The following is a 17,820-nucleotide window of genomic DNA, read 5'->3' on the forward strand; positions in this document are numbered from 1 at the left end:
TTCCATCTGATCCTTCCGCGCAGAAAGCCCATGATGAACGCGATCATGCCGATACCATCCAGCCGCATCAGTGAACAACATGCCGTTCGCACGTTGGTTGTGGATGATTCGGTAGTCGTGCGGACGGTCATCGAACGCATTCTCAATGGCGATTCAAGCTATAGCGTGGTGCACAAGACGAACAGCGCCGAACATGCGCTGGGCTATCTGGCCGAACATGCGGTGGATCTGGTGCTGCTCGACATTGAATTGCCGGGCCAGAGCGGCTTGGCTGCCTTGCCGCAGATACTGCGGGCCAATCCGGCCGTGAAGGTCGCGATCCTGTCAGGCAAATGCGAGGAAGGCAGCGCCGCCGCGATCGAGGCGCTGGCGCTGGGCGCCAGCGACATCGTGTCCAAGCCCGGCAGCGGCAGCTTTGGCGAACAATTCCCCCAGGCATTGATCGACCGGTTGAACCGGTTGTTTGGCGATCGACCGGTGGCTCCGCCCTTGCCGCGTCTCACCAGTTCTCCGCCCATTAACCCGGCCGCCGCGCCGCTTGCCTGTATCGGCATTGGGGCATCGACCGGCGGCATCCATGCCCTGGGCCAGCTGTTTCAGGGATTGGCCGCGCCGCTGGGCGTGCCGTTGCTGTTGACTCAGCATCTCCCCGCCAGCTTCACCGTCTATTTCGCGCAGCAACTGTCGCGCATGACCAGCCTGCGGGTGAAGGTCGCGGAAACCGGCGATCTGCTGATGCCCGATATCGTTTATGTCGCGCCCGGCGACGCGAATATCCAATTGCGGCGCGGCCTACATGGTCGAGCCATGATCATCCTCAATCCTGAACGCACGCCAACCGGCAACCTGCCCGGCGTCGATCCGATGTTCGCCAGCATGGCGGAGGTTTACGGTGCCGGTGCGGCCGGGATCGTTCTGACCGGCATGGGGCGCGATGGTACGCTGGGCGCGCGCGAGATTGTCGCGGCTGGTGGCTGGATCATCGCCCAGGACGAGGCGAGCAGCGTCGTATGGGGTATGCCGGGATCGGTCGCGGGAGCGGGGCTCACCTGCGCAGTCATGGAGCCGCTGGCGATGATGCATTTTGTCGCGCGTCGCGGGAAGGTCACCGCCTGATGCCGTTGCCACCAGCCGGAGCCGCCATTTTCCAGGGCGCCGCGCGGATACTCTCCGGGCTTCTGGAGGCGCGAACAGGCCAGATATTGTCGGAAGGCCGGGCATGGCGGATGGAGACCGCCCTGCGGCCGATTCTGCGCGCGCATGGGTTGCAGGATATCGACGATCTGGCCGCGATGCTGTTGCGCAAGCGCGACCCGCGCCTGGACGAGGATGTGGTCAATGCGCTGCTCAACAATGAAAGCAGCTTCTTTCGCGACCTCCAGATTTTCGACATGATCCATCGCCAGATCCTGCCGCGTATCCAGGAGGATCGGCAGGATCGCACATTGCGGATCTGGAGCGCGGGCTGCTCGACCGGACAGGAGGCTTATTCGCTGGCGATCCGCCTGCGTAACGACACGGCGCGCTGGCAGGGGTGGCGCATCGAGATATTGGCGACGGATATTTCCACGGCCGCGATCGAACAGGCGCGCGCCGGCATCTTTTCGCAGATGGACGTGCAACGCGGTCTGGCTGTCGGCGACCTCATCAAATGGTTCGAACCGCATGGCGAGGATTGGCGCGCCAGCCCCGATCTGCGCCGGATGATCGATTTTCGGCATGACAATCTGTTCGATCCGCGCGCGCCATCGGGCGAATATGACTTGCTGCTGTGCCGCAATGTCTTGCTCTACTTCACGCCGGAACGGCGCGGGGACGTGTTGCGCCTGCTGGCCCGACACAGCCATGCCGGGTCGGTCCTGCTGCTGGGCGCGGGGGAGACGGTGATCGGGCAAGGCGACGATTTCCTGTCCCATCCCGAATTTCGCGGCGGCTATGCCCGCAAGGCGCTAACGCCCAATTGCGCCGGTGGGCCGATGCGCCGGACGGGCTGACGCGGCTTCGCTCATATTAACCCTGCTTGATTGCCGGGCCGGTCTAAGTCATTGTCGCGTTCAGGGCGCCAAAGAGGCGCGCCGGAAGGGTGCGATGATCGAGCAGCTGCAAGTGACTGGCCTTTCCCGATGACCGACATGCCGATGATCGAAACGCCGTCGCCCAATTTCGACGAGCGCAGCCTGCCCATCTCCATGTTGGTGCTGCACTATACCGGTATGCCCGATGCGGCGAGCGCCATCAATTGGCTGGCCAATCCCGAATCGAAAGTATCGGCCCATTATGTCGTGACGGAGGACGGGCAGATCATCCGCATGGTTGATGAAGCCAAGCGCGCTTGGCACGCGGGTCGATCGCACTGGCGCGGCGTTGATGACGTCAATTCTGCGAGTATCGGCATAGAGATTGTCAATCCGGGGCATGAATGGGGCTATCGGCCTTTCCCGGAAACGCAGATGGGATCGCTGATCCCGCTGGTCCATCAAATCGTTCAGCGCCATCGCATCACCCGCGGCAACATCGTGGGCCACAGCGACATCGCGCCCGCGCGCAAGCAGGATCCCGGCGAACTTTTTCCTTGGGGGCAACTTGCGCGCCTGCGCCTGGCCCTGCCGCGGCCCACCAAGAATCTGATGGACCCGCACTGGACCGACGGCGGCTTCATGCTGGCGCTTGAGCGCTTCGGTTATGACATTGCCGATCCGCAGGCGGCGGTGGTGGCTTTCCAGCGTCGTTTCCGTCCCGAACTGATCGACGGCGTGGTCGACGGCGAATGTCGCGCCATCCTGCTGGCGCTGCTGCTGCCCAAACCGCGCGGCGATGAATAAGCGGGATGACGAAGCCGGAAAATAGGTCTAAGGCCCGTTTCGCCAGAGGGCCGGGCGGCCGCGGCGTGGCGGGTAACCGCCACGGCGAGGAAAGTCCGGGCTCCACGAAATAACGGTGCCGGTTAACGACCGGCTGGAGTGATCCAAGGGACAGTGCAACAGAAAGCAGGTCGCTACAGCTTCGGCTAAGCGAAATTGAAAGGGTGCGGTAAGAGCGCACCGCGTCTGCGGCAACGCAAGGCGGCACGGTAAACCCCACCGGGAGCAAGACCGAATAGGGGCGGCGCGCGGCTTGACCGCTAGGCCTGTTTCGGCCGAGACCGTCCGGGTTGGTTGCTTGAGGAGCGGAGCAATCCGTTCCCTAGAGGAATGGTCGCCTATCCTTGGAAACAGGGTGGACAGAACCCGGCTTACAGGCCCTCTGGCATTTTCCTGTTCGAAATCCCCAGGCGGGGTAGCGTTTCTCCCGCTTATTCCCTAATTCGGCAATATGGCACGACACAGCCGATCCAATGACTGGGGATTTCCGCGATGGCGCGCCTATGGCGCGGCGCGTGAAGCGCAGCGCGTGCGCATGTGCGATCGCTTCGGTTGCGACAAGCCAGGCGACTGCCCTGCGCCCAAATCGCCCAACAGCCCGGAGCGCTGGTATTTCTGCGCTGACCATGCCGGCGAGTATAATCGTAATTGGGATTATTTTCAGGGGTTGGACGAGGAAGAGCGAGCGGCCCGCGAGAAGACAGAGCGGCGGGCGGCGGGCGGTTACCAGTCAAGCGCCTATCATGGCTGGGGCGGGCCGGGCGATGGGAGCCGATCCCGCGACGAACTTCATGCGCTTAAGGCATTGGAGCTGGAAGACGACGCCGGTTTCGAGGATGTGAAGAAGAACTGGCGGCGGCTCGCCAAAGCCTATCATCCTGATGTGAAGCCTGGAGACAGCGACGCGGCGGTCCGGTTCCAGGCGATCCAAGCCGCTTACGAGGTGCTGCGTGCGGCCGAAGAGCGTCGGACCTGGAAACCGCGCGGAGCGGAGGCTTGAAGGATCAGGTCCGGTCGAATTGGTCCAATGTGGCGCTGGTCTGCCGCAAATGTTCCAAGAAGCTGGACGGTGGCTTCGGTCCGGGTGGGGGCGAACGACTGGCCAAGGCGCTACGCAAGCATCTGTCCTTGAAGACGGGGCGCAAGGCGGCGGCAGGCGTGCTTGAGGTGAAATGCCTGGGCATATGTCCCAAGGGCGCCGTGACCGTGGTGGATGGTGCGGCAAGCCGCGAATGGTTGTTGGTCCGGCCGGGCGCCGACCTGGATGAACTGGCGGAAACTCTGGGTTTGAACGCGTCCGAACATCCTTAACATTTTCCTTACCAATATATCCTATTCGGGTGGAATGAAGCTGGTTGCCCCCTATCGCTGCATCCTGCCCTTGGCGGGGCAATGCGGCCTGATCCTGTTTGGTCTTCTGGGGCTATATGCTGTTCCGCCGACGAGCGGCCGGATGGTCCTGCTGCCATTGACCGACGGGGCAAGGCGCGCGCTAGCGTCCATCGCTATCGCCAATGGCGCCAGGCTGGTCGCGAAAGGCCCTTGGACAGGCTCCTTGCTGGTCGAAGGCAGGCGGGGCGAACTGGCCCCTGCGCTGCTGCGCCGCGGAATAGTCGCCTTGTCGACGCAAATGAGCGGTTGCGGAGCACCGACTCGGTGAGCGCGATGACCAGCCTGGATCGATTGCGACTGCAGGGGCTGCGCATTCTCCTGTTCGCCAACTGGATCTGGACCGTGGCGATCGGCCTCGCGGGCCTGTTGCTAGGGGCGGAACATAGTGGCCGCGCGCTGTTCCTGTCCGCACTGGTCAATGCGCTGCCGACCATCCGCGTGATGCGGGAGCGGCGCGACCTCGAAGCGCGTCTGGCCATGGGTACGCTGGCCGCCGTGCAACCGGCGATCGGGCTGTATCTGCTGTCTGGCTATGGCTGGCAGATGGACGGCCATATGTTCTTCTTCGTGGCGCTGGCGGGGTTGGCGCTGCTCTACGACTGGCGGCCGATCCTGCTGGCGGCTTCGCTGACGGCTGCCCATCATCTGGCGCTCAGCCTGTTCCTGCCGACCTGGGTATTTCCGGACAATGCCAATATCGGTCGCGTCACGATCCACGGCGTGGCGGTCGTGCTGCAAGCGGCCATATTATGCTACCTGACCGTTCGGTTGCGCGCGATGCTGCTGGCTCTAGACGGGCATGTGGCGCAGGCCGGGCAATTGGCCCAGCAAGCCGAAAAGGGGCGTCATGCTGCGGAAGCGGCGATGACGGCGCGCAGCGAGTTGGAGACACGCGCTGCGCATCTGCGCGAACAGCAGGAGGCGGAAAAGGCCCGCATGGCTACGGATCGGCGGGCGGCCACGCTGACGCTGGTCGGAGATTTCCGCCATTCAGTGGCGGAAATCGTGGGCGCGGTTGGTGCTGCTGCCCAAGAACTTGACGATTCGGCCCGGCAACTCAATCAATTGGCCCAGCGTGCGAGCGAGGGCACCGCAGAGACGGTGGCGATCGCCGAACAATCTTCCGCCAATGCGACCATGCTGGCCCGACGGATCGACTAGTTGTCGGAATCGATCACCGCCATCGCATCCGCCTCGCACCAGCAGGCGATGCTGGGCGGCGAAGCGCAGCGCGTATCGACTAAAGGGCATCAGGCCGTGCACGATCTGGAGGATCGCACCACATCGATCACTAGTTTCGCCAATTCCATCACGGATATTGCCGCGCGCACCAATCTTTTGGCGCTCAACGCCACGATCGAAGCCGCGCGTGCCGGGGAGGTCGGCCGCGGTTTCGCCGTAGTGGCCGGAGAAGTGAAGCAATTGGCGGGTCAGGCCGCCAACGCGACCGGCGAAATTCACGCTCTGGCTTGGTCCGCCCGTGAGGGGGCTGGCGTCGCGCGCGAGGCGCTGTCCGACGTCGCCGGCGCCGTCGAACAACTGGCGGACGCGGCGGAGGACATCCAGCGGGCGGTCGTCGATCAGCGCGATGCGACCAGCGCTATCGGTGAATCGGCGCGTGATACGGCGCAGGACGCCGCCATCATGACGCGGCAGATGGAAGGGGTGGCCGATGTCGCGCGCGACACGGAAAGCCTGTCGGGGCGCGTTTCCAGCGCCGCATCAAGTTTGTCGCAAACGGCCAAAGCGTTGCAGCGAGCGGCGGAACAATTTGTCGCGCAGTTGGAAGCGGCCTGACCAGATCGCTCCAGCCACACGCCGCATAAAAAAGGGGGACCGGTCCATGCGACCGCCCCCCCTTTTTTTCAATCAGCCTGGCTGGTCGGCGCGGCTGGCGCCTTCGCCGTCCAGGTTCAACGCTGCGAAGTCCCAGTTGATCGCTTCCTTGAGGATGCGATCGGCATAGCTGGGGCGCAGGTTGCGATAGTCGATATAATAGGCATGTTCCCACACATCGACGATCAGCAGCGGCGCATGGCCTTCATGGGCGACAGGGGTGTCGGCGTCATGATAGCTGGTCACTTCCAGTTTGCCGTCCTTGAGGACCAGTGCGGCCCAGCCGCTGGCGAAATGGCCGACGGCCTCCGCCTTCAGCTTTTCGATCAGCGCATCGACCGAGCCGAAGGCGTCTTCGATCTTGGCCAGCAGTTCGCCGGTCGGCGCGGTCTTGGTCGGCGAGAGCGACTGCCAGTAGAATGTGTGGTTCCAGATCTGGCCGACCTGGTTGAACAGGCCGCCCTTGGCCGACTTGATCAGTTCGACCAGCGACTTGCCCTGAAGGCTGGCGTCGGCGGCGACCAGTTCATTGGCCTTTACCACATAGGCGTTGTGATGCTTGCCATGGTGGAAATCGAAGGTTTCGACGGACAGGATGTCGCCAAAAGCATCCTTGGCATAGGGCAGGTCGGGCAGAACAAAAGCCATGGCGGAACTCCTCGGGTTCGTTATGGGGCGGCCGCACGCGGGTCGGAGCGGCCGATTGGTCATATGGTCCATGCGGGGCGTGGACGCCTCCGCCGCTTCCCATATGCTCCCCCAACGCCCAAGAAAACAGATATGTGCCTATTGCGAAACGATCGCAGAAATAAGCGCTTATCCCTGGGGCGGGGTGGTTTCGCCGACCTCGTCGCTGTCGAGGCTGTCGCCCAGCGTCAGGCCGTGGCGCATCAGCATCGGAATGTTGGCGGCGGCGAAGACGATCGACACGATGGTCACGCCCCAGACCTTGACCGCCAGCCAGCTGTCGAAGCTCATTGACCGCCGCATCAGTTCGTTCGCGATGGCCATGGCGACGAAGAAAAGCGCCCAGTTGCGCGACAGCTTCATCCAGCCGGTTTCGCTCAGGCCGTCATAGGCGGCCTGGAGCAGATATTTGAGTAGCGGCTTGCCACGTAACAGGCCTGCGAACAGCATCAGCGCGAAGAAGCTGTAGATGATCGTGGGCTTTAACTGGATGAAGCTCTGATCATGGAAATAGATAGTGAGGCCGCCGAAAAACAGGATCAGCAGCGCCGACAGCCACAGCATCGGCGACACCCGGCCCAGCTTCACTTTCGAGATGATCACCGCAATCACGATCGCCGCCATGAAGGCGGCCGTGCCGAAGGTCATAGCGGTGATCGGATTACCCGCCCCCATGAGCCAGCCGGCGCCCTTATAGGTCAGGAAGAACACCAGCAGCGGCCCGAAATCGAGCGCCAGGCTAAGCGTGCCGCCATGGGCAGGCTTTGCGGCGGGCTTGGCGTCAGCGGGCATAGGCCGTCCCTGCAATGGCGCGCGCCATGTCGCCCGCATCGAAGGGGCGCAGATCCTCGATCTTTTCGCCAACGCCGATGGCGTGGATGGGTAGACGAAATTTCTCCGCCGCCGCGACCAGCACGCCGCCGCGCGCCGTGCCGTCGAGCTTGGTCATGACCAACCCCGTCACCTGCGCGGTTTCCTTGAAGACTTCGATCTGGTTCAACGCATTCTGTCCCGTGGTGGCATCCAGAACCAGCACAACGTCGTGCGGGGCGGCCGGGTTCAATCGGCCCAGCACGCGGCGCACCTTGGACAGTTCGTCCATCAATTCGGTCTTGTTCTGAAGGCGCCCGGCCGTGTCCACGATCAGCACGTCGATGCCGGTTTCCGTCGCCTGCTTGACCGCGTCGAATACGATGCCCGCCGCGTCGCCGCCTTCCTTGCCGGCGACGATGGGGATGCCCAGACGCTCGGCCCAGACCTTGAGCTGGCCGATGGCCGCCGCGCGGAAGGTATCGCCTGCGGCCAGCATCACGCCATAATCCTGCTCCAGGAAATTATTGGCGAGCTTGGCTATGGTGGTGGTCTTGCCTGATCCGTTGACGCCGATCACCAAGATGACCTGCGGCCGCGGGAAGGCTTCGATCTCCAACGGGCGGGCGACCGGGGCGAGCACCTTCTCGATCTCTTCCGCGATGATCGCGCGCAGATATTCCTCGGTCAGCTCCTTGTTGAAGCGCCCTTCGGACAGCCGTTCGCGCACGCGCGCGGCCATGGCGGGGCCAAGGTCTGAAACGATCAGGGCTTCTTCGATCTCGTCCAACGTCTGGTCGTCGAGCGCCGCCTTGGAGAAAAGGCCGGTGAGGTTGTCGCCAAGCCTGTCGGATGTGCGCTTCAGCCCGCCGAAGAGGCGGTCGCGCCAGCTGGTGCCGGTGTCTGTCATTGCTGCGCCTCTTGCGCGATCAGCGCGCCATTCTCAAGCGCCGTGATGGTAGCAGGGACGATGAAGGAGGAGGACTGTGCCGTCATGAAGCGGACTGGCGCGAAATTTTCGGCGTGGCCGCTTAACCCGCTGCGCTCGACCAGCACCGATTGGGTGGTGCCGATCAAGCTGCGCAGCCAGGCCTCGCGTCGCGCGGCGCATGCGTCACGCAGGCGGGCAGCGCGCGCCTTGATCGTCGCGCGATCGACCTGTGGCATCCGTGCGGCCGGCGTGCCGGCGCGCGGCGAATAGGGGAAAATATGGCCGTGCACGATGTCGCATTCATCGATGAGGGCCAAGCTGTTTTCGAACATCGCCTCCTCCTCGGTAGGGAAGCCTGCGATGATGTCCGCGCCAATGCTGATGTCGGGGCGGGCGGCGTTGAGCCGTTCCACGATGGCAATGGCGTCGGCGCGGCTATGACGACGCTTCATGCGCTTGAGGATCATGTCGTCGCCCGCCTGTAGCGAGAGATGCAGGTGCGGCATCATACGCGGGTCATGCGCGATGAGATCGAATAGCCGATCGTCTATTTCCACGCTGTCGATCGACGACAGGCGCAAGCGGGGGAGGTCGGGCACGCCCTTCAGCAGGCGTTCGATCAACAGGCCGAGCGAGGGGCTGCCCGGCAGGTCGGAGCCATAGCTGGTGACATCCACGCCGGTCAGCACGATTTCGCTATAGCCGGCATCGACCAGTTGTTTCGCCTTGTCCACCACCGCGCCGGCGGGGACAGAGCGGCTGTTCCCCCGGCCATAGGGAATGATGCAGAAGGTGCAGCGATGATCGCAGCCATTCTGGACCTCCAGAAACGCGCGGGCATGGTCGGCAAAAGCGCTGGCCATATGCGGGGCGGTGTCGCGGACGGCCATGATGTCGGATACGCGGACCTTCTCGGTTATCGCGGCGAAGCTGCTCGCCTCCATCTTCTCCCGATTGCCGATCACGCCATCGACTTCGGCCATGGCGGCGAAGGTCTCCGGCTCGGTCTGGGCGGCGCAGCCGGTGACGAGGATGCGGGCGTCAGGCCGTTCGCGGCGGGCGCGGCGGATCGCCTGGCGGGTCTGGCGCACCGCTTCGGCCGTCACGGCGCAGCTATTGACCACGATCAGATCGTCCTGGCCGGCCGCCATGTCGCGAATCGCCTCGCTCTCCGCGATGTTGAGGCGGCAGCCCATGGTGATGATGTCCGGCGCTTTGGTTGAGGCAGGGGGCATCAGAAGCGGTCCCAGTCAGCCTCACCGTCGAAGACATGGGTGGCGGGTCCGGTCATGCGGATCGTGCCGCCCGGCGCCCAGTCGATCACCAGATCGCCGCCCGGCAGACTGACCGTCACCGGCCCCGTCACCAGCTTGCGGCGGACGGCGGCGACGGCGGTGGCGCAGGCGCCCGTGCCGCAGGCGCGCGTCAGCCCCGCGCCGCGTTCCCATACCACCAGACGGAGATGATCGTCGCCCACGACCTGCGCGAAATTGACGTTCACGCGCGCCGGGAACAACGGATCATGCTCGATCAGCGGGCCGAGACGGTCGAAGTTCACACCGTCCAGATGGTCCACGAAGAAGATGACATGCGGGTTGCCGACATTGACCGCGGCGGGGGCGGGCAGCTCTTCCCAACTCGCGCTCATGGTCAGCGTGTCCATGGGATAGGCGAGCGGGATCGCGTCCCAGTCGAAACGGGGTGCGCCCATATCGACGCTGGCGCCGCCATCCACGCTCTTGGCGTCGAGCAGGCCGGCCTTGGTGCGGATCAGCACGTCGCGGCCGACGAACAGGGGCACGCAGCGGGTCGCGTTGCCGCAAGCTTCCACTTCGCTGCCGTCGGCGTTGAATATCTGCATCGACACGTCCGCGTCGGGGGCGTTGCCGATCAGGATCAATTGATCGCAGCCGATCCCGGCGTGACGATCGGCGACGGCGCGGGCGCGCGCTTCCGTCATCTCGACCGCGCCATCGCGCGCGTCGATCACAACGAAATCATTGCCCAGGCCGTGCATTTTGGAGAAGCGTCCCATGGGCGGGCATGTAGTGGGGGTGGAGGGAAAAGGCGAGTCCGTGGTTATTCTGCTACCTTGAATAATATGCTCAGGCCTCGCACTACTGAGATGGAATTGCCGTCCTTGTCCTTGGTGATCTCCCACAGGCATGGCTTTAGCTTGCTCACAGGCAACTTTGGCGAGTTTTATCTCTTTAGGATTGCTCGGACCTGGTCTCACGCGACCATCTGTCCTGCTGTATCCAATCTGGTGACAAGCCGAACAATTTTTCGCGCGTGCCGTCAGGCAATTTCTGGACTGTCAATTCCATGTCGGGCTGAGGTGGCGCGGGCTTTCTAATTCTGATTGATCCAGAGCGACCGGGTAAAATCCATGTCAAATGCCCGTCATAGACATTATAGCGTCGCTGACCGGCTTCATCGATTGCTGGCGTGAACGTCGAATGTGCAGGAATTATTTCGTTCGATCTCCCTACGCCGCGGTCGCCCGCTTCTGCCCGTACAGAAAATAGACGAGTAAACCGATCGCATTCCACACCAGACAGGCGAGGATCGTCTTCATCGGCAGGCTGACGAACAGATAGGCGCAGCCGCCGATCGCGCCCACGCCGACGAACCAGGCGGCCGGCGTGCGGAAGGGGCGGCGGAGGTCTGGGCTGCGGCGGCGCAGGACGAGCAGGCACCAGCCTACGGCGGTGAAGGCGATCAGCGTGCCGGCATTGGCCAGCGCGGCGATCTCGTCGATCGGCAGCAAACCGGCGATGACGGCGACCAGCGCGGCGGTGACGGCAGTGATGCGCGCGGGCGTACCGCGCTTGGAAATCTTCGCCAGGCTTTGCGGCAGGAATCCGTCGCGCGCCATCACCAGGAAGATGCGGCTCTGGCCGTAGAGGAAACCCAGCAGCACGGTGGGCAGGGCGATGACCGCGGCGATGGCGACGATGCGGGCAATGCCGCCCTGGCCCATTTCGCGCAGGATCAGCGCCAGCGGTTCGGGACTGTCGGCAAAGCGGGTGAAGGGCAGGGCGCCGATCGCGGCGGCGGCCACCAGAACATAGATGAGGGTGCAGATGATGAGCGATCCGACGATGCCGATGGCGAGATCACGGTCCGGGTTCTTGGCTTCCTCCGCTGCGGTCGAAATCGCGTCGAAACCGTAGAAGGCGAAGAAGATAATCGCGGCCGCCGCCATCACCCCGCGTTCGACCCCGTCCGGCCCCATATGCTTGGCGAAGCCGAAGGGCATGAAGGGTTCCAGATTTTGGGCGTCGAAGGCGGGCAGGGCATAAGCGACGAACAGGCTGAGCGTCACGATCTTGATGAGTACGAGAATGGTGTTGAGGCGCGCGCTTTCGCGCGTGCCGAGCATCAGCAGTCCGGCGACCACGGCGATGATGAAGATGGCGGGCAGGTTGATAAGGCCGCCCAGTTCCGGTCCCTGCGTCAACATCTTCGGGAAGCCGATCGCAGTGAGCAAAGGCGCGGCATAGCCCGACCAGCCCACCGCCACGGTGGACACGACCAGGCTATATTCCAGGATCAGGCTCCACCCCACGACCCAGGCGATGCCTTCGCCCAGCGCGACATAGCTATAGCTGTAGGCGCTGCCCGCCGCGGGCATCATGGTCGACAATTCGGCATAGGCGAGCGCGGCGCAGGCGCAGATCGCGCCCGCTATGGCGAAGGAGAGCAGGACGGCCGGTCCGGCGCGGTCCGCGCCAACGCCGATCAGAGTCAGGATGCCGGTGCCCACGATCGCGCCGACGCCCAGCGCCAGCAGATGCGGCCAGGACAGGGTGCGCGCCAGTTGATGGCCCGCATCCTTGGGTGTCATCGCCTCCATGGGCTTGCGGCGTGTCCAGCTCATGATCCTAGGCTCCCCGATATTCAACTTGGGCTGTTGTGCTGGCGTAAAGCAGCGCATTGTGCAAGCTGTGGCCAAATTTGCATCCGGCTGCCGTCCGCGTGCCTCGCCCCGGATCGCTTGCATCATGGACGCCCTTGCGCTAAGGGCGCCGTGCAATCGGGCGGTCTGCCGTCCGGTCCCTGACAAATCCAGGACGCCCATATGGGGCATCGGATGGACGCTGGTTGGCGAGGTTTCGCCCACCGGCGATTTTGTCGTTTGGCAGGGATGCGGGATTTTCCGGGCCTTTGTGGCCCAAATGAGGTGATGATGTTCGATTCGCTAAGCGATCGTCTGAGTGGGGTATTCGACAAACTGCGTGGGCGCGGCGCGCTGACGGAGGACGATGTCCGCGCCGCGATGCGTGAAGTGCGAATCGCGCTGCTGGAGGCCGATGTTGCGCTGCCGGTCGTGCGCCAGTTCGTCGATCAGGCCACCGAACGGGCGGTCGGCAGCGATGTGCTGCGGTCGGTCACGCCGGGGCAGATGGTCGTCAAGATCGTCTCCGACACGCTGACCGAAACGCTGGGTTCCGAAGCGTCCGACCTGCTGATCGACGTGACCCCGCCCGCCGTCATTATGATGGTCGGCTTGCAGGGGTCGGGCAAGACAACCACGACTGCCAAGATCGCCAAGCGCCTCAAGGAAAAAGAGCGCAAGAAGGTACTGATGGCGTCGCTCGACGTCCAGCGTCCGGCCGCGCAGGAACAGTTGGCCGTGCTGGGCACGCAGATCGACGTCGCCACGCTGCCGATCGTGGCGGGCCAGCAGCCGGTGGATATCGCCAGGCGCGCGCTCCAGTCGGCGAAGCTGCAGGGCTTCGACGTGGTGATGCTCGACACCGCCGGTCGGCTGCATGTCGACCAGGCGTTGATGGACGAGATGAAGGCGGTCGCCGACGCCTCCAACCCCGCTGAAATCCTGCTGGTGGTCGATTCGCTGACCGGCCAGGATGCGGTCAATGTCGCGACGAACTTCTCAAGCCAGGTGCCGCTGACCGGCGTGGTGCTGACCCGCATGGACGGCGATGCGCGTGGTGGTGCGGCACTGTCGATGCGGGCCGTCACCGGCCGCCCGATCAAGTTCGCCGGCACCGGCGAAAAGCTCGATGCGCTGGAGCTGTTCCATCCGCAGCGTGTCGCGCAGCGCATATTGGGCATGGGCGACGTCGTCAGCCTGGTCGAGCGCGCCGCCGAGACGATCGATGCGGAGGAAGCCGACAAGCTGGCCAAGAAAATGGCCAAGGGTCAGTTCGACATGAACGACCTGCGCAGCCAGTTGAACCAGATGCGCCGCATGGGCGGTCTGGGCGCGCTGGCGGGCATGTTGCCGGGCTTGAAAAAGGCCCAGGCGGCGATGGCCAATAGCGGCGCGAACGACAAGACGCTGGTGCATCTGGACGCCATGATCGGCTCCATGACGCCCAAGGAGCGGGAGAAGCCCGCCCTGATCAACGCCAAGCGCAAGATTCGCATCGCCAAGGGCGCGGGCCGCACCGTGCAGGACGTCAACCGTCTCCTGAAAATGCATCAGGAAATGGAAGGCGCGATGAAGAAGATCCGCAAGATGGGCGGCCTGAAAGGGCTGGCCAAGATGTTCACCGGCGGCGGTGGCATGGGCGGATTGGGCGGCCTTGGCGGCCCGGACGGCGGCGCAGGCGGGGGTGGACCCGATCTGTCGGGCCTGGGCGGATTGGGCGGCAACATGCCCAAGCTTCCACCCGGTTTTCAAAATTTCATGAAGAAGTAAACAATTCCCACATTTTTGGTTTGAGTAGAAAGGTCAAATTCCATGGCAACCTCCATTCGTTTGTCGCGCGGCGGCTCCAAGAAGCGTCCCTATTATCGCATCGTCGTGGCCGACAGCCGCGCCCCGCGTGACGGCAAGTTCATTGAGCGCATCGGCAGCTACAATCCCGTCCTGCCCAAGGGCGACGAGAAGCGCGTCGTTCTGGACGTCGAGCGTGCGAAGCATTGGGTTGCCGCCGGCGCCCAGGCGACCGACCGCGTCGCCCGCTTCCTGGACGCCGCCGGCGTGAAGGAGCGCATCGTGCGCAACAACCCCAAGAAGGCGGAGCCGGGCCAGAAGGCCAAGGATCGCGCTGAAGACCGCGCCACCAAGGCCGCCGAAGCGGCTGAAGCCGCCGAAGCCGCCAAGGCGGCCGCTGCCGAGGCCGCCGCTGCTCCGGCTCCGGCTGCTGAAGAAGCGCCGGCTGCAGAAGTCGCTGCCGAACAGGCCGAAGGCTGAGCCTCTTGACCGACAAGCCCGTCACTCTCGCCGCGATCATCGGTGCGCATGGAGTGGCGGGCGATGTCCGTCTGAAGCTCTTTGGCGAAGGGGCCGAAAGCCTCAAAAGCTACAAAAGCTTCAATGCGGCCGGGCGCATATTGACGTTGAAGTCGGTTCGCCCCGGTCCCAATGGCGCGGTCGCCCGTTTCGCCGAGATCGGGACACGCGGTGAAGCCGAAGCCTTGCGCGGCACGGCGCTGACCGTGCCCCGTTCCGCCCTGCCGCCGCTGGGCGAGGGCGAATATTATCATGCCGACATTATCGGCCTGTCCTGCCTGTCTAGTGCGGGCGAGGCGCTGGGCGAGATCATTGCGATCGAGAATTTCGGCGCGGGCGACATCATCGAGGTCGAACGGCCATCGGTGGAAGGCAAGAAGGGCAAGCGTTTCATGGCGCCGATGCATGCGGTGACGCTGGAGGCGGACCGCGCCATCATTGACGCGATCTTCGTCGAATAAGGGGTAAATGTCCCTTGCGGCCATGATGCAGCGTGGCATGGTTGATCCTCCGTTGCTGGAGGGATGTTTCGATGCGCCTTGCCGCCTGCCTGCTGTTGATGATCGCTGCCGTGTGTCCGGTCCACGCCGCCGACGCGCAGAAGATCGCGCAGGCGATCCCCGCAATTGATCGCCTGTTCGCCGATTTCCAAGTGGATAGCCACGCGCCTGGATTGGTGTACGGCATCGTCGCCGACGGGCGACTGGTCCATGTGAAGGGGTTGGGCGTACAGGATCTGGTCCATAAGCGGCCGGCGACGCCGGACAGCCTGTTCCGCATCGCGTCGATGACCAAGGCCTTCACCGCGCTGTCGATCCTGAAGCTGCGGGAAGAGGGCAAGCTCTCGCTCGATGATCTGGCCGAAACCTATGTGCCGGAGATGCGCGCCTGGACCTATCCGACCAAGGATAGTCCGCGCATCCGCATCCGCGACCTGCTGACCCATAGCGCGGGCCTGGTCGACGACAATCCCTGGGGCGACCGCCAGACGCCGCTGCCGGAAGCGGACTTCACCCGGATGCTGCAACAGGGGGTGCCGTTCAGCAGCGCGCCGGGCAGCCATTATGAATATAGCAATTTCGGCTTCGCGCTGCTGGGCCGGATCATCGCCACTGTCTCCGGTCAGCCCTATCGCCGCTATGTCGAACAGACGTTGCTGATGCCGCTGGGGATGGCGTCGAGCGGCTATGCGGTGGACGAATGGCCGCTCGATCGGCGCGCGATCGGCTATCGCTGGGAAGAAGGGCGATGGAAGGCGGAGCCGACGATGCGCGACGGCGCATTCGGCGCGATGGGCGGGCTACAGACCAGCGCCAATGATTATGCGCGCTGGGTCGCCTTCCTGCTGTCCGCCTGGCCCGCGCGGGACGATCCCGATGCCGGACCGGCGCCGCGATCGGCGGTGCGGATGCTGGCGGAGGGGAGTAATTTCGTTAGCCTCGCCCCGCGATATGGCGCCAGTGGCCCGTCCGCCTGTCGTCAGGCGGCTGCCTATGGTTTTGGTATGCGGGTGGCGCAGGATTGCGACCTGGGCCTGACGCTGGCCCATGGCGGCGGCTATCCCGGCTATGGCAGCCATGTGATGCTGATGCCCGACCATGGCGTTGGCATCTTCGTCTTCACCAACCGCACCTATAATGGCGGCGCTGGCCCCGCCTGGGACGCGGCCATGGCGTTGCAGAAGGCCGGCGTGCTGGTCGAGCGGACGCAGGCGGTGTCGCCCCTGCTGGCGGATGGCTATGCCGCGACCGGGCGCATCTATGCCGCTGGCGGCGTGCAGGGCGCGCAGGATCGGCTGGCGATGAACTTCCTGATGGACAGCGACATGGACAGTTGGCGCAAGAAGCTTGCCGCGTTGAAAAGCGAGGTCGGGGCGTGCCGCACCGACGCGCCGATCAAGGCCGGCGGCAATCTGTCGGGCAGCTTTACCTGGACCTGCGAAAAGGGGCGCGTGGCGGGGTCTATCCTGCTCGCGCCGACGCAGGGTGCGCAGATTCAGGAACTCAAACTGTCCGTAAAGACCCCCTGAGCGACAGGCAGGCGAGGCGAAACTGGACGAGGCGGCGCGCTTATCCTAAGCGCGGGCCATGGCGCAAATACTCACCGCTCTTTATCTTCTGGCAATGCTGGCCGCCGGTTGGCGCCTGTTCGGCGTCGACTGGTCGCGCGGCGTGAAGGTCGTCAGCGCGGTCGCGCTGGTATGCCCGATCCCTCTGCTGGTCCTGATCCCTGGTGTGCTGCACCCCGAACGACCCTTTGCAGGGCTGCTCCAGAGCATCGGTGTCGCGCTGTTGATCTGTGGCCTGTTGTGTATGGGCGGAGGAGCGTCCGCGGCCTGGTTGCGGTCGCGCCGGAAATGAGCTTCGCTGCGCAGATATTGACCCTCTATCCAGAGATGTTTCCGGGGCCGCTGGGCGTTTCGCTGGCGGGGCGAGCGCTGAGCGAGGGGAAGTGGGCGTGCGACCCGATTCACATCCGCGATTTCGCCGCCGACCGGCATCGCACCGTTGACGATACGCCCGCGGGCGGTGGCGCGGGCATGGTGCTGCGTGCGGACATCATGGCCAAGGCGGTGGATCACGCGCTGGAGAAGCGGCCCGACCTGCCCGTGTTGGCGATGACGCCGCGCGGCGCGCCCATCACCCAGGCGCGCGTGCGCAGCCTGGCGGAAGGGCCGGGCGTGACCCTGGTCTGCGGCCGGTTCGAGGGGTTTGACGAGCGTATCTTCGACGCCCGGCCGATCGAGCAGGTCAGCATGGGAGACATCATCCTGTCGGGCGGGGAAATGGCGGCTTTGCTGCTGCTCGATGCTTGTGTTCGGCTGCTTCCCGGTGTAATGGGCGCGGCTTCCAGCGGAGTCGAGGAATCCTTTGAAACGGGATTGCTCGAATATCCGCATTATACCCGCCCGGTAGAATGGGAGGGGCGCGCGATCCCGCAAGTGTTGCGATCGGGGGATCATGCGAAGATCGCCGCCTGGCGGAAACAACAGGCGGAGGATGATACACGGCTAAGGCGGCCGGACCTTTGGGAACGTCACATCGGCGTTCGGGTCCAGTCGCCCTCTGGTGCGCAACGAACGACCAAGGACTGAG

19 protein-coding genes and 1 other RNA gene are annotated in these 17,820 nt (G+C 64.2%); 14 read left to right on the plus strand and 6 right to left on the minus strand.

What is annotated here, in order from left to right; translation table 11 throughout:
- Positions 1 to 33: 33 nt before the first annotated feature.
- The 8 genes from V473_RS03120 to V473_RS24350 all read left to right on the plus strand — a co-directional run bounded on the left by V473_RS03120 (position 34) and on the right by V473_RS24350 (position 6,050).
- The gene (locus V473_RS03120; protein WP_066604921.1) at positions 34 to 1,116 is read left to right on the plus strand and encodes a chemotaxis protein CheB; all 1,083 of its coding nucleotides are present in this window, start codon (positions 34 to 36) and stop codon (positions 1,114 to 1,116) included.
- Entirely contained in the window at positions 1,116 to 1,994 is an 879-nt protein-coding gene (locus tag V473_RS03125) for a CheR family methyltransferase (protein ID WP_066600478.1), read from the plus strand. Before V473_RS03120 ends, V473_RS03125 begins: the two co-directional genes overlap by 1 nt.
- 129 nt (positions 1,995 to 2,123) lie before the next feature.
- Positions 2,124 to 2,822, plus strand: a complete 699-nt coding sequence (locus tag V473_RS03130) for an N-acetylmuramoyl-L-alanine amidase (protein ID WP_066600480.1) — start codon at positions 2,124 to 2,126, stop codon at positions 2,820 to 2,822.
- 42 nt (positions 2,823 to 2,864) lie between these two features.
- An RNA gene (gene rnpB / locus V473_RS03135) (RNase P RNA component class A) lies at positions 2,865 to 3,251 on the plus strand.
- A 61-nt stretch (positions 3,252 to 3,312) separates the two neighbouring features.
- Positions 3,313 to 3,861, plus strand: coding sequence for a J domain-containing protein (locus tag V473_RS03140; protein WP_066600483.1), 549 nt, complete (start codon positions 3,313 to 3,315; stop codon positions 3,859 to 3,861).
- Positions 3,834 to 4,172 (plus strand): hypothetical protein, encoded by a 339-nt coding sequence (locus V473_RS03145; protein ID WP_066600485.1) that lies wholly within the window; start codon positions 3,834 to 3,836, stop codon positions 4,170 to 4,172. Before V473_RS03140 ends, V473_RS03145 begins: the two co-directional genes overlap by 28 nt.
- Before the next feature lie 354 nt (positions 4,173 to 4,526).
- Entirely contained in the window at positions 4,527 to 5,414 is an 888-nt protein-coding gene (locus V473_RS24345; protein ID WP_148648319.1) for a hypothetical protein, read from the plus strand.
- Entirely contained in the window at positions 5,415 to 6,050 is a 636-nt protein-coding gene (locus V473_RS24350) for a methyl-accepting chemotaxis protein (RefSeq protein WP_244884330.1), read from the plus strand.
- A 72-nt stretch (positions 6,051 to 6,122) separates the two neighbouring features.
- On the opposite strand, the gene V473_RS03160 is transcribed toward V473_RS24350, so the two are convergent.
- From V473_RS03160 to V473_RS03185, 6 genes are all read right to left on the minus strand, one after another.
- Positions 6,123 to 6,737 carry a superoxide dismutase gene (locus tag V473_RS03160; protein ID WP_066600490.1) on the minus strand — a complete coding sequence of 205 codons (615 nt, stop codon included), beginning with the start codon at positions 6,735 to 6,737 and terminating at the stop codon, positions 6,123 to 6,125.
- Between the two features lie 168 nt (positions 6,738 to 6,905).
- A complete protein-coding gene (ispZ, locus tag V473_RS03165) occupies positions 6,906 to 7,568 on the minus strand; it encodes a septation protein IspZ (RefSeq protein WP_066600493.1) in 663 nt (220 codons plus the stop codon).
- Positions 7,558 to 8,496 (minus strand): signal recognition particle-docking protein FtsY, encoded by a 939-nt coding sequence (ftsY, locus tag V473_RS03170; RefSeq protein WP_066600500.1) that lies wholly within the window; start codon positions 8,494 to 8,496, stop codon positions 7,558 to 7,560. Before ftsY ends, ispZ begins: the two co-directional genes overlap by 11 nt.
- On the minus strand, positions 8,493 to 9,752 hold the full coding sequence (gene mtaB, locus V473_RS03175; protein WP_066600506.1) for a tRNA (N(6)-L-threonylcarbamoyladenosine(37)-C(2))-methylthiotransferase MtaB: 1,260 nt from the start codon (positions 9,750 to 9,752) through the stop codon (positions 8,493 to 8,495). Before mtaB ends, ftsY begins: the two co-directional genes overlap by 4 nt.
- A complete protein-coding gene (gene dapF, locus V473_RS03180) occupies positions 9,752 to 10,552 on the minus strand; it encodes a diaminopimelate epimerase (RefSeq protein WP_066600508.1) in 801 nt (266 codons plus the stop codon). The genes mtaB and dapF overlap by 1 nt, the downstream gene beginning before the upstream one ends.
- Positions 10,553 to 11,005: 453 nt before the next feature.
- On the minus strand, positions 11,006 to 12,400 hold the full coding sequence (locus tag V473_RS03185) for an amino acid permease (protein ID WP_066600509.1): 1,395 nt from the start codon (positions 12,398 to 12,400) through the stop codon (positions 11,006 to 11,008).
- Positions 12,401 to 12,706: 306 nt separating this feature from the next.
- Between V473_RS03185 and ffh the strand changes: the two genes are divergently transcribed.
- The 6 genes from ffh (at position 12,707) to trmD (ending at position 17,819) form a co-directional block, all read left to right on the plus strand.
- The gene (ffh, locus tag V473_RS03190) at positions 12,707 to 14,188 is read left to right on the plus strand and encodes a signal recognition particle protein (protein WP_066600510.1); all 1,482 of its coding nucleotides are present in this window, start codon (positions 12,707 to 12,709) and stop codon (positions 14,186 to 14,188) included.
- Between the two features lie 42 nt (positions 14,189 to 14,230).
- Positions 14,231 to 14,686 carry a 30S ribosomal protein S16 gene (gene rpsP, locus V473_RS03195; protein ID WP_066600513.1) on the plus strand — a complete coding sequence of 152 codons (456 nt, stop codon included), beginning with the start codon at positions 14,231 to 14,233 and terminating at the stop codon, positions 14,684 to 14,686.
- A 5-nt stretch (positions 14,687 to 14,691) separates the two neighbouring features.
- Positions 14,692 to 15,186 carry a ribosome maturation factor RimM gene (gene rimM, locus V473_RS03200; RefSeq protein ID WP_066600515.1) on the plus strand — a complete coding sequence of 165 codons (495 nt, stop codon included), beginning with the start codon at positions 14,692 to 14,694 and terminating at the stop codon, positions 15,184 to 15,186.
- Between the two features lie 71 nt (positions 15,187 to 15,257).
- On the plus strand, positions 15,258 to 16,754 hold the full coding sequence (locus V473_RS03205; protein WP_066600522.1) for a serine hydrolase domain-containing protein: 1,497 nt from the start codon (positions 15,258 to 15,260) through the stop codon (positions 16,752 to 16,754).
- Between the two features lie 58 nt (positions 16,755 to 16,812).
- On the plus strand, positions 16,813 to 17,085 hold the full coding sequence (locus V473_RS03210) for a hypothetical protein (RefSeq protein ID WP_066600525.1): 273 nt from the start codon (positions 16,813 to 16,815) through the stop codon (positions 17,083 to 17,085).
- Positions 17,082 to 17,819 (plus strand): tRNA (guanosine(37)-N1)-methyltransferase TrmD, encoded by a 738-nt coding sequence (gene trmD / locus V473_RS03215; protein ID WP_066600527.1) that lies wholly within the window; start codon positions 17,082 to 17,084, stop codon positions 17,817 to 17,819. Before V473_RS03210 ends, trmD begins: the two co-directional genes overlap by 4 nt.
- The last annotated feature ends 1 nt before the right edge of the window (position 17,820 follow it).

Source organism: Sphingobium cupriresistens LL01 (genome assembly GCF_001046645.1).
In the GTDB taxonomy this organism is placed as follows: domain Bacteria; phylum Pseudomonadota; class Alphaproteobacteria; order Sphingomonadales; family Sphingomonadaceae; genus Sphingobium; species Sphingobium cupriresistens.

Excerpts from the sequence above, each read along its gene's own strand:
- V473_RS24345 (WP_148648319.1), top strand. The coding sequence starts at position 4,527 with ATGACCAGCCTGGATCGATTGCGACTGCAGGGGCTGCGCATTCTCCTG.
- V473_RS03205 (WP_066600522.1), top strand. The coding sequence starts at position 15,258 with ATGCGCCTTGCCGCCTGCCTGCTGTTGATGATCGCTGCCGTGTGTCCG.
- dapF (WP_066600508.1), bottom strand. The coding sequence starts at position 10,552 with ATGGGACGCTTCTCCAAAATGCACGGCCTGGGCAATGATTTCGTTGTG.
- V473_RS03125 (WP_066600478.1), top strand. The coding sequence starts at position 1,116 with ATGCCGTTGCCACCAGCCGGAGCCGCCATTTTCCAGGGCGCCGCGCGG.
- rpsP (WP_066600513.1), top strand. The coding sequence starts at position 14,231 with ATGGCAACCTCCATTCGTTTGTCGCGCGGCGGCTCCAAGAAGCGTCCC.
- V473_RS03185 (WP_066600509.1), bottom strand. The coding sequence starts at position 12,400 with ATGAGCTGGACACGCCGCAAGCCCATGGAGGCGATGACACCCAAGGAT.
- V473_RS03130 (WP_066600480.1), top strand. The coding sequence starts at position 2,124 with ATGACCGACATGCCGATGATCGAAACGCCGTCGCCCAATTTCGACGAG.
- ftsY (WP_066600500.1), bottom strand. The coding sequence starts at position 8,496 with ATGACAGACACCGGCACCAGCTGGCGCGACCGCCTCTTCGGCGGGCTG.
- V473_RS03140 (WP_066600483.1), top strand. The coding sequence starts at position 3,313 with ATGGCACGACACAGCCGATCCAATGACTGGGGATTTCCGCGATGGCGC.
- V473_RS03120 (WP_066604921.1), top strand. The coding sequence starts at position 34 with ATGAACGCGATCATGCCGATACCATCCAGCCGCATCAGTGAACAACAT.
- V473_RS03210 (WP_066600525.1), top strand. The coding sequence starts at position 16,813 with ATGGCGCAAATACTCACCGCTCTTTATCTTCTGGCAATGCTGGCCGCC.
- V473_RS03160 (WP_066600490.1), bottom strand. The coding sequence starts at position 6,737 with ATGGCTTTTGTTCTGCCCGACCTGCCCTATGCCAAGGATGCTTTTGGC.
- trmD (WP_066600527.1), top strand. The coding sequence starts at position 17,082 with ATGAGCTTCGCTGCGCAGATATTGACCCTCTATCCAGAGATGTTTCCG.
- ispZ (WP_066600493.1), bottom strand. The coding sequence starts at position 7,568 with ATGCCCGCTGACGCCAAGCCCGCCGCAAAGCCTGCCCATGGCGGCACG.
- ffh (WP_066600510.1), top strand. The coding sequence starts at position 12,707 with ATGATGTTCGATTCGCTAAGCGATCGTCTGAGTGGGGTATTCGACAAA.
- mtaB (WP_066600506.1), bottom strand. The coding sequence starts at position 9,752 with ATGCCCCCTGCCTCAACCAAAGCGCCGGACATCATCACCATGGGCTGC.